Source organism: Thermogemmatispora carboxidivorans, from assembly GCF_000702505.1.
GTDB classification, from domain to species: domain Bacteria; phylum Chloroflexota; class Ktedonobacteria; order Ktedonobacterales; family Ktedonobacteraceae; genus Thermogemmatispora; species Thermogemmatispora carboxidivorans.
Genome location: NZ_JNIM01000001.1, coordinates 1580028 through 1593890, shown reverse-complemented (window position 1 = coordinate 1593890; position 13863 = coordinate 1580028). Strand labels below are relative to the sequence as shown.

The 13863-nt window shown below is 60.1% G+C and carries 11 protein-coding genes; 7 read left to right on the top strand and 4 right to left on the bottom strand.

What is annotated here, in order from left to right; all coding sequences use genetic code 11:
• Positions 1 to 117: 117 nt before the first annotated feature.
• A complete protein-coding gene (locus N688_RS06315; protein WP_052888489.1) occupies positions 118 to 1737 on the bottom strand; it encodes an AMP-binding protein in 1620 nt (539 codons plus the stop codon).
• Positions 1738 to 2141: 404 nt separating this feature from the next.
• Here N688_RS06315 and N688_RS06310 point away from each other — a divergent pair, with 404 nt between their 5' ends.
• From N688_RS06310 to N688_RS06300, 3 genes are read left to right on the top strand one after another with little or no spacing between them, the layout of a single operon-like run.
• Positions 2142 to 3773: a GxGYxYP domain-containing protein gene (locus N688_RS06310; protein ID WP_052888488.1), complete on the top strand. Its 1632-nt coding sequence runs from the start codon at positions 2142 to 2144 to the stop codon at positions 3771 to 3773.
• On the top strand, positions 3773 to 5464 hold the full coding sequence (mftF, locus tag N688_RS06305; protein WP_052888487.1) for a mycofactocin biosynthesis glycosyltransferase MftF: 1692 nt from the start codon (positions 3773 to 3775) through the stop codon (positions 5462 to 5464). Before N688_RS06310 ends, mftF begins: the two co-directional genes overlap by 1 nt.
• A gap of 12 nt (positions 5465 to 5476) precedes the next feature.
• A complete protein-coding gene (locus N688_RS06300) occupies positions 5477 to 6298 on the top strand; it encodes an alpha/beta fold hydrolase (protein ID WP_052888486.1) in 822 nt (273 codons plus the stop codon).
• A gap of 204 nt (positions 6299 to 6502) precedes the next feature.
• Here the strand turns inward: N688_RS06300 and mftC are convergent, their stop codons facing one another.
• Positions 6503 to 7729: a mycofactocin radical SAM maturase gene (gene mftC / locus N688_RS06295; RefSeq protein ID WP_081838576.1), complete on the bottom strand. Its 1227-nt coding sequence runs from the start codon at positions 7727 to 7729 to the stop codon at positions 6503 to 6505.
• A 106-nt stretch (positions 7730 to 7835) separates the two neighbouring features.
• Positions 7836 to 8165, bottom strand: coding sequence for a mycofactocin biosynthesis chaperone MftB (mftB, locus tag N688_RS06290; protein ID WP_052888485.1), 330 nt, complete (start codon positions 8163 to 8165; stop codon positions 7836 to 7838).
• 396 nt (positions 8166 to 8561) lie between these two features.
• Between mftB and N688_RS06285 the strand changes: the two genes are divergently transcribed.
• The 4 genes from N688_RS06285 (at position 8562) to N688_RS06270 (ending at position 12290) form a co-directional block, all read left to right on the top strand.
• Complete coding sequence (locus tag N688_RS06285; protein WP_052888484.1) at positions 8562 to 10196, top strand: penicillin-binding transpeptidase domain-containing protein; 1635 nt, start codon at positions 8562 to 8564, stop codon at positions 10194 to 10196.
• 308 nt (positions 10197 to 10504) lie between these two features.
• Positions 10505 to 10696, top strand: a complete 192-nt coding sequence (mftA, locus tag N688_RS22695) for a mycofactocin precursor MftA (RefSeq protein ID WP_052888483.1) — start codon at positions 10505 to 10507, stop codon at positions 10694 to 10696.
• Entirely contained in the window at positions 10674 to 11540 is an 867-nt protein-coding gene (locus N688_RS06275; RefSeq protein ID WP_052888482.1) for a mycofactocin-coupled SDR family oxidoreductase, read from the top strand. The genes mftA and N688_RS06275 overlap by 23 nt, the downstream gene beginning before the upstream one ends.
• Before the next feature lie 291 nt (positions 11541 to 11831).
• The gene (locus N688_RS06270) at positions 11832 to 12290 is read left to right on the top strand and encodes a DIP1984 family protein (RefSeq protein ID WP_052888481.1); all 459 of its coding nucleotides are present in this window, start codon (positions 11832 to 11834) and stop codon (positions 12288 to 12290) included.
• 365 nt (positions 12291 to 12655) lie between these two features.
• Here the strand turns inward: N688_RS06270 and N688_RS06265 are convergent, their stop codons facing one another.
• Positions 12656 to 13624: a VOC family protein gene (locus N688_RS06265; RefSeq protein WP_052888480.1), complete on the bottom strand. Its 969-nt coding sequence runs from the start codon at positions 13622 to 13624 to the stop codon at positions 12656 to 12658.
• Between the last annotated feature and the right edge of the window lie 239 nt (positions 13625 to 13863).

Below are 13863 nucleotides of genomic sequence, written 5' to 3'. Positions count from 1 at the left end.
CCTGGACCTGGCCAATGCTCGGCAGCCTGGCGCAGGCGGACAAGCCGATAGACAGGTAGGTAGACAGAAAGACTGGCTCGGCCTGGTGGCCCTTGCTATGGCCTGCTGCTGCTCGGGTTAGAGCGCCTGCTGTTCGGCGGCGCGGCGGGCACGCTCGCGCTCCTTCAGCTCGCGACGGAGGATCTTCCCAGAAGCTACTTTGGGGATGGAGTCGATGAACTCGACAAAGCCCAGGCGCTTGTAGCCGGCCAGGCGTCCATTGACAAAGGCGATCAGCTCGTCGGGCGTCACGCTCTGACCTGGACGCAGGACGACAAAGCCTTTGGGCACCTCGCCGGCCTCGGGATCGGGCACGGGGATCACCGCCGCATCCATGACCGCAGGATGCTCCAGCAAGAGGGCCTCGATTTCAGCAGGGGCAATGCCAAAGCCCTTGTATTTGATCATCTCCTTCTTGCGATCAACAATATAGGTGTAGCCGTCCTCGTCAACATGGCCAATGTCACCCGTATGGAGCCAGCCATCGCGCAGGGTCTGAGCCGTCTCCTCGGGCGCCTTCCAGTAGCCCTTCATCACCTGGGGGCCGCGGATGATGATCTCACCATCCTCACCCACCGGCAGCTCACGCGTACCAGTCTCGAGGTCGACTATCTTCTGCTCCGTATTGTGTACGGGCAGGCCGACGCTCTCCAGCCGCACCAGAGCTGGATCTTTCGGCTGAGCATGAGTGAGCGGCGAGGCTTCGGTCAGGCCATAGCCCTGGACCACCTGAATACCGGTCTTTTCCTGGACTTTGCGGGCTGGCTCCGGAGCCAGCGGAGCCGCCCCAGAGAAGATGTATTTGACGCTCTTGAGCTTGCTCAGATCGATGGGAGCGTTAGCCAATGCCAGGATAATCGGAGGCACCGCAAAGTAGTAGGTGACATTGTATTTCTCGCATAGCTCAAGAGACTGGAGCATATCAAAGCGCTCCATGACGATTTGCGTCGCCCCACAGGCCAGGAAACTACCAGTCAGCATGACGCCATAGATGTGGTAGAAAGGCAGGAAGAGCAGAGCTACATCGGTGAAGGTCGTTTGGAGTGCTGTGGTGAACTGCAGGTTGTTGGAAACCAGATTGCGGTGGGTGAGCATCGTTCCTTTGGGCAGGCCAGTCGTGCCCGAGGAGTAGGGGAGCGCCAGCAGATCATCGGGATCGATCGGGACCGCCGGCGGCGCCTTCGGCGAGGACTCGCGCAGCAGGCGCCCAAAGGGGATGGCCTGGGGCAGGCCCTCGGGGACATGGCTGCCGGTGACAATGATATGCTTCAGATTGGGCAGCGACTTTTGCGCCAGAACCGCCTGCAGCAACGGTAGTAACTCGCGCTGCACCAGGATGGCGCTGGCCTCCGAGTTCTCTAGCTGATAGGCAATCTCGCGCTCTTTGTAGGAGGGATTCATCGGGGTGACAATCAGACCAATGGAGGCCGCGGCAATGAAGGTAACGGTGTACTCCGGTCGATTGAGGGTAAATATACAGAGCCGCTCGCCCTTGCGCAGCCCCAGATTGTACAGCCCATTGGCAATGCAGTTCACCATCGAGACCACTTCTCGATAGGTCAGGCTGAGGTCATGGTAAATGATGGCCCGCCCATCGGGATTACGCTCCGCCGCTCTGCGCAGCAGGTGATCATAGGGAACTTCTGGGAACTCGACGGGAGGCCTGAAGAGCTCGGGAGCAAACATTTTCTCTGGCATGCTTCAATCCTTTCTCGACCCGGCCCTGGGTCTCAACAGCAATGCAGAATGTAGATGCTCTTGCAAGTAGTCACAGCAGGAGGAAAAAGCTACCGAACGTTGAGGCGACGCGGTAGCCAGGTTCTGCTCAGCTTCGCTGCTTTCGCAGGCTTGTATAGTAGCATACTCCAGAGATGTGAGCTGGTCAATACAGCATTCGTTCTGGGTTTGTCTATTGCGAAGCGCCAACAGCTGAGGATGAGCTTCCTTCCCTTGACGAAGGCTGCTTGATACCCTATAATCCTCTGGCAGAAAGTGATGTCAGCCAGTGTCATTCACTGCCCACTCATCGCCCACTCACACCCGGCGGGGCTGCAGGCAGGAGATGGCACCGGCTTCCGCCCAGAAAGGATCTGTTCCCCTCTATGGATGCTGAGCGGAGCGCGGCGTCGTCCTCTCTTGACTGGCCAGCGACTGCCTTTTTCCCACGCTGGCAAGTGCCTCAAGCCCTGGTTGTGGCCGATTTGCGTGATGCACCCTTCGCGGTCAAGCTGGCCGCCAGTACCTTGGCCGGCCTGGTCAATGTGCCACAGCCGCAGCTCTACCTTGCAACCTATGATGATGATCTTTTCTGGCTGCAAGCCGCCATTGCTCCCTGGCCCGTGGAGCTGGAAAGGCTGGAAGGGCGAGGGGAGATCCTGCTCAGAGAGCTGATCGCTCGCTTTCAGGCACGCATTGCTGGCTTCATCATCTATGATCCGCGGCGCCCGGCCAGCGTGAATGTGGCAACCACCCTGGCCGGTATCCAAAGAGGAGTGGTGACAGCCCCTGAGCTGCTGCCTCTGCTGCAACAAGCAGCCGGCGAAAAGCCGGTGTTGCAGGATCTGCGCCTCCCGCACTGGCCGAGTGAGAACCTGGCTTATCGCTGGGCCAGCACGGCTAGCCAGAGCCAGAGGTCGCGGCGCTCTCTGGCCGGCATGGACCCAGCAATTGCCGGCGGCCTGCGCTCCTTTCTGGTGGCTACACGTACCTTTGTCCACTGGCTAGATTCGCGCCCCTGGCAACCCTCTGCGGGCCAGCAGCGCCCTCTGCTGGAGGAGTTGCTAGCCGAGCTTCTCCCCGGCAGCGTCCATCTGGGCTGGTTTCCAGACGAGGGAAGCGGGGTAACGCTGGCCTCGGGGCGGGCCGTGGCGGTCCTGGCAAGCGACCACTGCAGCAACCTGGAGGTCTGGAACGCGCTGCAACCTCCAGAGCTGATCAACCACCTCCAGGCTCTGGCCCAGGGCTATCGCCGTCAGCAGGACGAGCGCCCTCTGCCAGCTCTGGAGCCGCGTGTCTATCTTTCTTTGACGATCAGTGATGGCGATAACCTGCAATACACGCAACATCGTATGTTGCATCTCTGGCGCGATCCGGCCCGCGGCAGATTGCCGCTCGGTTGGACGATTGCCCCTGCACTCCTGGAGGCTGCTCCCGCCCTGGCTGCCTATTATCTGGAGACGGCCAGCCCCCAGGACGAGCTGATCGCTGGTCCCAGCGGCGCTGCCTACATTTTCCCTTCGCGTTGGCCAACCGCTCAGCTTCCAGCCTTTCTGGAGCATAGCCAGCGCTTGCTGTCAGGGATGGGTCTCACCCTGCTACAGGTGCTCGACGGCGATTGGCGCCAGCAGCTGGGCCTCCCGCTCCCGGCCAGCATGCGCATGTCTAACGTTGCGGGCCAGCGCGCCTTCATCGAGGCTCTCCGGCCTGCAGGGCTGCGCGGTCTGCTCACAGGAGCTGGTGGCCTGCTTCTAAGCTATAAGAAAATCAGCGGGCTGCCCGTCTATCACAATCTGGGTCTTGTCAGCAGCAGATCTCAGCTGGTGCAGCTTGTCAGAGGCATGCAGGCCATCCATCGTCGGCGTCCGCTCTTCCTCCAGCTCTATGTACTGGCCTGGCGCCTGACGCCCACTATCCTCTGGGAAGCGCTTCAGGACCTGGGTGAGACGGTCTCTCCTGTGACCCCGGGTCAGCTGTTGCAGCTCATTGCCCAACAAGGAGAAGGTGCGGAGCCGTGATGAGCACGAAGAGCTACCGCTATCCGGCACCGGGCTGTTATCGTCTAGCCCCGGGCCTGCGCCTGCTAGAGGGAACAGACGGTCAGCCTGGGGGACTGGTCATTACTTCCCATCCATTGCGCGTCTTGCGCCTTGGCCAGCACGCCTGGCAATTGCTCAGCTTGTGCCGTCAAGAGCGCAGCGACGTGGAACTGGCCCGCCTGAGCGGACTGGCCCCCGGACGGGTCTCTGCCCTTTGCCAGCAGCTCAGCGCTAGAGGATTACTGGAGGCCGGCCCCCCACCACCACCGCGCTCGTGGCCAGGTGTCTCCGTGATCGTTCCTACCTGCAACCGCGCCCGCCAGCTTGCTCGCTGCCTGCAGGCCCTCCTTGGGCTGCGCTACCCTGTGCACGCACTGGAGGTCATCGTCGTCGACGACGCCTCGCACGATCAGACGCCAGCGGTGCTCGCCCGTCTCGCCCCAGCTTTCGCCAGCCGCGGAATAAGACTGTGTTGCCTGCACCATGCCCGGCGTCAGGGCGCCGCTGATGCTCGCAATAGCGGCGCCGCCGCGGCTCGCTCTGAGCTTCTGGCTTTCCTCGATGACGATTGCGTCGTGACGCCAGACTGGCTTACTACCCTGGTGCCACTCTTCGTCGAGGCAAAGGTGGCCGCCGTCGGCGGGCAAATCCGCGCCTATGAAACTGGCAGTGCCTTGGGACGCTATGAGGATGTCCGTTCCTCGCTCTTCATGGGCCTGCAGCCACAGGAGGTGCGCTTGAGCGGCCCGCTCACTTATCTTCCCACAGCTTGCTTGCTCGTGCGCCGCGAGATCTGGCAGGCCCTGGGAGGCTTTGCTCCCCTGACCTGCGGCGAGGATGTTGATTTCTGCTATCGGCTGCTTGCTCAGGGCTGGCGCATCCGCTACTGGCCCGCTCCAGAGGGCGTGGTCTACCATGACTACCGTACGCGCCTCTGGACGTTCCTGGGGACGCGCGTGCACTACGCCTCTGCCGAGGCCGTGCTCCAACAGCTTCATCCACAGCAGCGCCGGGTCTTGCTGCTCCCGCCACGCGAGGCAAGTTTTGCTGTGCTGACGCTCGGCAGTCTCTGGCGGCTCTTCAGCACTGTGGTGGCGGCTAGCCTGCGGCGGCGCAAGCCTGGGGGCCTGCCCCACACAAGCAAGTCGGGGCGCGCAAGTGTCTCGCTCTTGCTGACGCTGCTGGCGCTGCTGCTGCCCGCTGCCAGCGCCTGGCACCGCCGTCAGCGTCTCCAACTGGCTCAGTTGCCGCTGACAGTCTGGCAGCTCTGGCAGGCCACACTACGCAGCTACCTGGCTTACACCTATCACCTGTGTCGTCATCTGACGCGCTACTATACCCTCGCGCTCCTGGCAGCGAGTCCGCTCTTTCCACCACTACTGGTGCTGGTTGGCCTCCTCCAGGCCATAGTCGTAGGCGTTGATTACACCCGCCTGCGTCCGCGTCTGGGTCTATTAGCGTTTGCCTGCTACGCTCTGTTAGAGGATTGCGCCTACGCCTTCGGTCTGCTGCTTGGCTGCTGGCGACAGCGCACCTGGCGGCCATTGCTGGCTGTGATACAATGGAAAAATGCCACTGCCCCACAGTCGTCCAGCTTGCTCAACCATCCGACTCAGGCCGAGCATCTTCTCCACCTTCGGTGGCCTAACGATACCGCTGAAAGGAGGTGACGCAGATAGAGCATGGCAGGAACTCTGCAACCTGAATGGGGCTTTATCGAAGCTCACGGCACCCGACTCTACTACGAGGTCGCTGGACGTGGGCACCCGCTCGTTTTGCTTCACAGCGGGCTGCTTGACCATCGCTCCTGGGACCTGCAGTTCATGGAGTTTGCTCAGCACTACGAGGTCGTACGCTACGATCGGCGCGGCTTCGGTCGCTCGGCAATGGGCAACGTCGAGTACTCAGATGTCCGCGATCTTTACGATGTTCTCAACGATCTGGCCATCGACCACGCCTACTTACTGGGTCTGTCGCTGGGCGGCAGGGTAGCCATCGATTTCGCTCTGACCTATCCCGAAATGGTCGATGCCCTGATTCTGGCCGCCGCCAACATCAGCGGCTACGATAACTATACACCGGAGACACGCGAGCGTGGAGCGCGCATCGCCGCCGCCGCACGGGCCGGGGATAAGGAACAGCTCTATGAGCTGTGGGCCAAAGACCCGACAATGCCCCAGGAGGACGAATATCCCGAGGCCGCTCAGCGCTACCGCGAGCTGCTGCGCGACTACAGCTTTGTGCACTATCTGAATCCAGCACCCAGACAGCCACTCAAGCCGCCCGCCTTGCAGCGCCTGGCCGATATCCGTCAGCCGACGCTGATCCTGATCGGCGATGCCGACTCGCTGGAAATGCAAGCCCAGGCCGATCTCCTGGAAGCCGGTATCATCGATGCCAGGAAGGTGGTCATCCACGGCGCAGGCCACATGCTCAATCTCGAACGCCCCGAGACCTTCAACCGCGCCGTGTTGACATTTCTGCGTAGCCTCGAACGCCGCTAGGCAGGCAGCGGCAGGCCAGCAACGATTAAGAGGAAAGGGAGCAGCCTGGCAGTCTACCCTCTGCTCCAGTACTGCCCATTCCCGAGCTGTGCCCGGCCTGATCACCGCTGCCTGCGAGTGACGTTTCGTTAAGGAACTTGATTCGCGCGCTCGTTTATTGACGATCTTCTCGCTGCTCTAGCGCCACTGTTATCTTTTCCTACCCTATGCTTGTTGCGGGAAAACGTACTCTGATCTGGCTGGCGACGAGCACGAGGCCTCTTGCAAAGCGAGCGGCAGATGATGAGGGACGTCAGTGAGCACGCACTCGGGATCACGCACCTGCAGACTGCGCTGGACGAACCACTTGGTAGCTGGACAGCCACCATGACAAAGATCGTAGCGTGAGCAACCGCCACAGGAGCCGGCTCCCATCTGGCGGTAGAAAGCAAAGACCGGCGAGTGCCGCCAGATCTCACGAAAGCTCTGTTCGTGTAAGTTGCCGGCCTCAAACTCGGGCGTTTGAAAGAAGGCACAGGGATAGACCTCGCCTTCAGGACAGATACAGCAGGTGGCAGTCGCCGCGCCGCACATATCCAGGCCCGCCAGGCGTTCGCCAAAGGCATTCAGGTGGAAAAATGAGTCAGCAGTTAACACATCGGGATGCTCACGCAGCCAGGCCACAAAGCTGCGATACTGCTCACGGGTGGGGTGTAGCTCTTCCCATACCGCGCGCCCTCGTCCAGAAGGGCGCAGACGTGTCACACGCAGTTTGGCCCCAAAGCTGCCGGCGATCTCATAGAGGCGATCCAATTCGGGGAAGCTATAGCGCGTCAGAACACTATTGACGGTTAAGCTCAGGCCCTCGGCAGCCAGACGCTCCAGACCACGCATGGCTCGCCGAAAGGCGTCTTGCCCACGAATCCGATCATTGGTCTCAGGGGTGGCACCGTCCAGGCTGACCTGAAAATAAATTGGCTCCAGAGCAGCCAGGCGGCGAGCGCGCTCAGGCGTGATCAGGGTGCCATTCGTGCTGACGCACATCACCAGGTCACGCTCACGGCAGCGCTCCAGCACGCGCCAGATGCCCGGATACATGAACGGCTCGCCGCCGCCAAAGTGGATCTGGAAGACCTGCATCTCGGCCAGCTCATCGACCACTGCCAGGGCGTGCTCTGTCGTCAGCTCACGCGGACGGCGCTTGCCGGAGGATGAGAGGCAATGCACGCAAGTCAGATTGCAGGCTGCCGTGATCTCCCAGGTTACCGTAATGGGCGCCGAGAGTCCTCCCTGCAGGAAGCGCTGCGAGCCACTGGTCCGCGCGGGTGAGAGCGGGCTGCCGGTTTCGGCAAAGGCAGCTTTGGCCAGCGGGTGAAGAGCACCAGGCGCAGGTTGCCCCTGGCCCTCGCATCGCCCACGACGACGCCCATGAAACTGTACAAATTGGGTCATGCCCTTCTGCTCCTTCTTCTACGAGTGCTGCGCTCGGCTGCTTGTGGCTATCCTGCCCGCCGTAGAGAGACAGGCCGGGGTTCAGATAACCGGCGCCTTGCTCGCTCTATTCCGTCTCTGTCTCGTCAGGCACTGGCTCGGCCAGTACCTCGGCCTCTAGATAGCCGCGTTTCAGCAGCTCAGCGAGTGCCGCAGAGAGGTGGGCTTTGGCTGCTGCCGAAGAGACTTGCTGTTCGATGGCAGCGCTGAGATCGCCCGCAAACTGCTCTCGTGCCAAGAGCAGCAGCTCAATCAGACGAGGAGAGTTGATGAATGAGAGCGAGCCTCGATCAGCACAGCCATACTTATAGAGGATGCCGCCAAAGGCCTCACGCCGAATCTTGACCTCGGGTAGCAGACGATAGCGGTAGCCTGCCGAATGTGCTGTCATGGTCATAGCAGTCCTTCCTCCTACCTGGTAGCCTGGTAGGTAGTCAGGCAGATAGGCAGCTTGTCTACAGCAAGATCTGGAAACCAGTGGCTCCCAGCGCGCCGCCTCAAGTCCGTTCACGCAGTACGCGAGCGGCATAGCGAGTACTCTATACAGGGGAAGCATACTCAGAGATCTATCCCAGCGTCAAGGCCGCTGCTCCGAAGCGTTAGATACTCTAGGGGAGAGTGCAAGAGACCTCGTCCACGGCTCCCCTTTGTTAGCTAAAAGACTTGGCAGATAAGAGACCGCGTGCTACACTTGCCTGGATCTTCACTAACAGCAAGCAAGATCGATAGAAGAGACACAACAGGCAAGAGAGCACCAAAAACTGTTTCGAGATAGACGCAAGGATCGAACGTCATGAATATCCATTCGGCCATACGCCGTCTCAACCAGGTCTTCATCGTGCTCTTCCTCGGGTTAAGTCTTGGGCTGGTCTACTGGCAAGTGGCAGTTGCGCAACAGGTTACGTCGAATATTCATAATATTCGCCAGTGCATGAAGGATCATGCTCCGGTACGTGGCAAGATCTATGACCGCAATGGGGTGCTCCTGGCTGAGTCCAAGCCGATTGACCCCAACAACCCCTTTAAGGGAGCGCTCTGCGGCTACCAGCGCCACTACTATCTGGATGGCATGCCCTCCCTCGCCAACTTGATTGGTTTCTACATCAGCCCGCTCTTTAACTCGACAGGAGTCGAGCACGCCTTTGACGACTACCTGAGTGGGCGGGCCGGCTTAACGGAACTCACGAACAACCTTAACCTGATCCTACACCGCCCTCCCGTGGGTGATAACATCTATCTGACCATCGATACGCGCATTCAGAAGATTGTCGAGCGCGATTTCGATAAGTACGCACCGAGCTATAACCCGGCAGTGCCGGAACTCAAGATCGATAACGAGAACGTTTTTGCCACTAACCGTGGCGCGGTGATCGTCACCGATCCCCACACAGGCGAGATTCTGGCGATGGTGACGCGCCCAACCTACGATAGCAATCGCGTGGCCGCCGGCGACCTGGCCTACTATAACCAGCTCCTGCGCAATCCAGATGCGCCGCTCCTAGAGCGTCCCCTCCAGGGCCAGTACGTGCCTGGTTCGGTATACAAGGCAATGACCTTGCTGGCGGCGCTGGATACCGGCACGTACCAGTTGAATACGCCTTCGTTTGACTACCAGCATGCAGTCGGACCGGTGACGATCGGCGGCGAGGTCTTCAACCCCCAGCTGAGCAACATCTACCGTGCCAGCTACGCGCGCACGTTCCCGGTGAGTATGAATATGGGCTTCTCTCACTCGGATAACGTGATGTTCGCCGTTATCGGCGCTAAGCTCGGGGCAGATACCTGGCTGGAATACAATAAACGTTTTTATGTAGGCCAGGACATCCCCTTCGACCTGCCAGTGGCTCGTAGCTCGGTCCTCCCAGCTAATGGACAGCTGCCCTCGAATTTGCTGGCCGAAAACTCTTTCGGCCAGGGGGTCGACCTCGTGACGCCAATGCTCATCTCGCTGATCGACGATGCGATCGCCAACAACGGTCAGCTGATGCGTCCGATGCTGGTCTCGCGCATCCAGGCTCCGGACGGCACGATCATTAAGTCAATGTCATCTCAGACCCTGAGTACACCGATCTCGGAGCAAACAGCCAGCGCTGCCCGTGAAGCGATGTATGGCGTGGTGCGCTGCGGTTCAGGATCGGTGATTCCTGAACTCTATAGCTCCCCCTGGAACATTATCGCGAAGACCGGCACCGGCCAGGTCGGCGGCGGTAAGGGTGCCCACGGCTGGCTGATGACCCAGGCTCCTTACCAGGACCCGCGCCTGACGATCGTGAGCATGCGCGAGAATGGTGGCGAGGGCGCTAACGTCAATGGTCCCGCAGTGGCGGCCATGTATAACGACATTTATACCAGCGTCTTGAAGCTGCAGCAGCCAGCTCCCGCCGATCCCTCGGTCCCGTACTGCACACAACATGGACTGTGGACCTAGCACCTCCTTTGATCTGGCCGGATTTCTGGCTGATTTTGTCAGACTCCAGGCTCCACGTTGGCCCGGGCCGGATCGGGCTTCACGCAGAGGCTCCCGATCCAACGTGGAGCCTCTGCCTTTACAGCAGTGGTAATGGCCCCGCTCCCTCCCTTCGGGCGGACCGAGCTGCCGCTCTCCAGCCTGGCCTTGTCAGCCTCTCCCCAGGGATGGTATCCTTGAAGAAGACAGGCATGAGGCAGCCAGGAAGCCACAGAGGGGCCATTACCAGCTGCCTCGCCAGGCTAGTCCAAGAAGGAGCAAGAGCAGGTATGGAGTCCCTTTTTGAGCATGATCGGAACTTCCCAGAAGCAGAAGAACCGTCTGCCTACAGCCAGAGAGAGCCAGTGCAACCCTCTTCGCTGGTGGATGAGCAGACCACAGGAGCTGAGGCCGAGGAGGAGTTTGAAGAGGAGCTGATTATCGAGGACTTTACTATCGATGGCATCTGCGGAGTCTACTAGCCCGACAGCTGGAGGGCGCTTTGCTGATCGCGTAGTCCTGATCACCGGTGCAGCGCGCGGCCAGGGTCGCGCGCATGCTCTGGCTTTTGCCCGCGAAGGGGCCCGCTTGGTGATCTGCGATGCCTGCCGCCAATATCGCACCGTCCCTTATCCGCTGGCTCAGCCCGAGGAACTGGCTACTGTGGCCAGGGAGATCGCAGCCCTGGGACGCCCAGTGATCGCCGCTCAGGTGGATGTGACGAACCTCCCGGCTATGGAGGCCCTGGCCGAACGCGCTCGCCGCGAGCTGGGACCGATCGATGTGGTGGTAGCCAATGCCGGCCTCTACTCCTTCGCTTTAAGCTGGCAAATGACCGAAGAGCAGTGGGACGAGACTGTCAATGTCGATCTCAAGGGGGTCTGGATTACCTGCAAGGTGGCTATTCCTCAGATGCTGGAGCGGCGCCAGGGGAAGATTATCTGCATCGGCTCAACTGCTAGCTTTAAGGGAATGGATCACCTGGCCCACTATGTGGCCGCCAAGCACGGTGTCATCGGACTGGTAAAGACCCTGGCACGCGAGCTGGCCCCCTATAATATCAATGTCAATGCCGTCTGCCCTACCAGTGTGGCTACCTCCATGTGCCTCAACCAGGCACTCTATGACCTCTTCGCCGGCGGCCCCGGCCCTCAAGCTACGTACGAGCATATGGTCAGCCAGATGAACCAGATGAATCTCTTTAGCGATCGTAATCTGCTGCCACCCGAGGATGTCAGCGCCGCTGTACTCTGGTTGGCTTCCGATGAGGCACGCCACTTAACCGGCTGCACCCTGCCCGTCGATGCCGGCTATCTGACTCGCTAGCCGCGCGTCCACCATCCTTCTTCTCTTGCCCTCCTCCCATTATTGCCTTTGGCCGCTCTCTAAAGCGCTTTGCCTCTTTTCAGAGAGTGGCCCGGCAGAGAGATGTGTAATCACTCTGGCTCTCCCTCCATAGAATATACTGCTTGCTTAGCATATTGACAGATAGAGAATTGTATACTATCATAGCAGCGTAATCAGCGAGCGCAACTTCAGTATGCTAGAACCGCTCGCTCTCCAGCATGGTAGGAACAGGCTCATCTCAGGTGTGATGCTGGCAGGAAAGGAATTTCTATGAAGCTCGCAGAGGCGCTCGTGTTGCGCGCCGACATGAAAAAGCAGCTCACTCAACTGCGCAATCGCCTCACGAGGAGCGCAATCGTTCAAGAAGGGGATCAACCGCCCGAGAAGCCCGAGGCGCTGCTGCATGAGATCGAGGAGATTCTTCAGCAGTACCGCCAGCTCATGGTTCGCATCAACCGTACCAACCTGGAAAGCAGGTTACCGGATGGTCGGACCTTAACCGAGGCAATGGCCGAGCGGGATGTGCTTGATCTGCAACATAGCATCCTCAGCGATCTGGCAGCCACAGCCTCCGAGCGCTTTGATCGCTATGGGCAGGCAGAGATCCGCCGGCTGCCAACGGTAGACACCGCAGCCATTTACCGCCAGCTTGATCGCATCGCCCGCCAGCGCCGCGAGCTGGATACGGCAATCCAGGCAACAAACTGGGCTGTCGATCTGCTGGAATGAGCGAGAGTGCTCCGTCGGTCCGTTTCCCGACGGAGCGGAGCTGGGTCCCTCTCTCACTGGCAGAGAGACCCAACCAGAAAGACAGAGCCTTGGGCACGGCACGCAGGATATAGAGCTTTCTTAGCTGGTAGCGAGCGAATCTTCGGTAGCGAACACGAAGGTGGCAACGGCCTGAAGCGTTGCAAGCAGCTAATCACTGCTAGCCCCTAGGCAGGCTTTTGGGCACTGTCACGCCCGGACAGCGCACAAGGGCACCGCGAACAGCACAGCGCGCACTACCACGTGTTGGGTCGAAGTTCGCTGGCGAGGGCGGGTCAGGGGACTCCTGCGGGCCGCGCCGGCTCTCTCAACCCGGCCAGGAGCGCTTAGGAAAGCCAGCCCTGCAGCTCGTCAGGCTGACGCTTTCCTTCTGGCATGAACAGTAAAAGATGATTCCAGGGATCGCGGACAGCGATCGTCTCCTTGTGAGATACAAAGGGCCAGCGCGCCAGCTCTAGGCGCTCGGAGATACGTTCGACATCCTGCTGGGCCGGCAGTTCAATGGAGAAGAGACGCAAGCCCAGGCTCCCTTCAGGCGGTGGGGGCGCCCCACGACTCTCCCAGGTATTCAGGCCAAGGTGATGATGGTAGCCGCCTGCCGAGACGAAGAGCGCCCCAGGCATGCGCGCGGTAATCGCAAAGCCGAGGAGTTGATGATAGAAGTGCTCCGCCTGGCGCAGGTCAGCCACGCGCAGGTGCACATGACCAATGGTGGTGCCAGCCGGCAGTCCTCTCCAGGGCTGCCTCTCTAACTCTGCTCGCCCTTCAGTAAGCATGGCCCTTACATCAATGGGATCGGTGGCCATCGCCACCTGCCCGCTCTGCCAACGCCAGGTTTCGCGAGGACGATCACGATAGATTTCGATGCCGTTGCCTTCAGGATCGGAGAGATAGAGCGCCTCACTGACAAGGTGATCCGCATAGCCCCCCAGGGGGTAACGGCTGGCCGCTAGCTGAGCCAGCGAGCGCGCTAAGGCTGGTCGCGAGGGGAGCAGAATAGCGAAGTGGTAGAGGCCAGTGCTCCAGGACGGCGATCGCGGGGCCTCAGCCTGCTCAATCAAGAGCAGCAGCGGCTGTTTCTTCATGGTCGGCTCTTCTGTCTGACCTGCCAGATCTGCCGCTCCTAGCCAGATCTGCCGCTCACTTCGGTCAATCAGCTGAAAACCAAGGACCTCTTCGTAGAAACGCCGTTCCCGCTCCAGATCGGCTACCGTCAGGGCAACCAGGCCGATGTGCGTGGTGGCGGGCAGCATATCTGCTGCATTGATAGGGGTGTTCTCTTGCTGCTCTTTCATCGCTGCTGCACGGCCCTAAGCTGCTGCGCCGTGCCCTCCTTTCCTTGCTGACCGACGACACTACTACACCCGCTGTCTACACAGGGGCCATTATCAGCGTGTAGAAAGGGTCCTTCCCTACGCTCTCCCTCATGGCCGCTCTTCTCTTTCCCCTTACTTACAAAAAGTAAGAGAAAAAACACGATAGTATACAACATGGCAAGGCTGGGCGCAAGGCTAGCAGACCGAGCTTATCAGGG

What these genes read in the sequence shown, in the direction of transcription:
- N688_RS06315 (WP_052888489.1), bottom strand. Translation starts at nt 1,737, where the DNA reads ATGCCAGAGAAAATGTTTGCTCCCGAGCTCTTCAGGCCTCCCGTCGAG.
- N688_RS06310 (WP_052888488.1), top strand. Translation starts at nt 2,142, where the DNA reads ATGGATGCTGAGCGGAGCGCGGCGTCGTCCTCTCTTGACTGGCCAGCG.
- mftF (WP_052888487.1), top strand. Translation starts at nt 3,773, where the DNA reads ATGAGCACGAAGAGCTACCGCTATCCGGCACCGGGCTGTTATCGTCTA.
- N688_RS06300 (WP_052888486.1), top strand. Translation starts at nt 5,477, where the DNA reads ATGGCAGGAACTCTGCAACCTGAATGGGGCTTTATCGAAGCTCACGGC.
- mftC (WP_081838576.1), bottom strand. Translation starts at nt 7,729, where the DNA reads ATGACCCAATTTGTACAGTTTCATGGGCGTCGTCGTGGGCGATGCGAG.
- mftB (WP_052888485.1), bottom strand. Translation starts at nt 8,165, where the DNA reads ATGACCATGACAGCACATTCGGCAGGCTACCGCTATCGTCTGCTACCC.
- N688_RS06285 (WP_052888484.1), top strand. Translation starts at nt 8,562, where the DNA reads ATGAATATCCATTCGGCCATACGCCGTCTCAACCAGGTCTTCATCGTG.
- mftA (WP_052888483.1), top strand. Translation starts at nt 10,505, where the DNA reads ATGGAGTCCCTTTTTGAGCATGATCGGAACTTCCCAGAAGCAGAAGAA.
- N688_RS06275 (WP_052888482.1), top strand. Translation starts at nt 10,674, where the DNA reads ATGGCATCTGCGGAGTCTACTAGCCCGACAGCTGGAGGGCGCTTTGCT.
- N688_RS06270 (WP_052888481.1), top strand. Translation starts at nt 11,832, where the DNA reads ATGAAGCTCGCAGAGGCGCTCGTGTTGCGCGCCGACATGAAAAAGCAG.
- N688_RS06265 (WP_052888480.1), bottom strand. Translation starts at nt 13,624, where the DNA reads ATGAAAGAGCAGCAAGAGAACACCCCTATCAATGCAGCAGATATGCTG.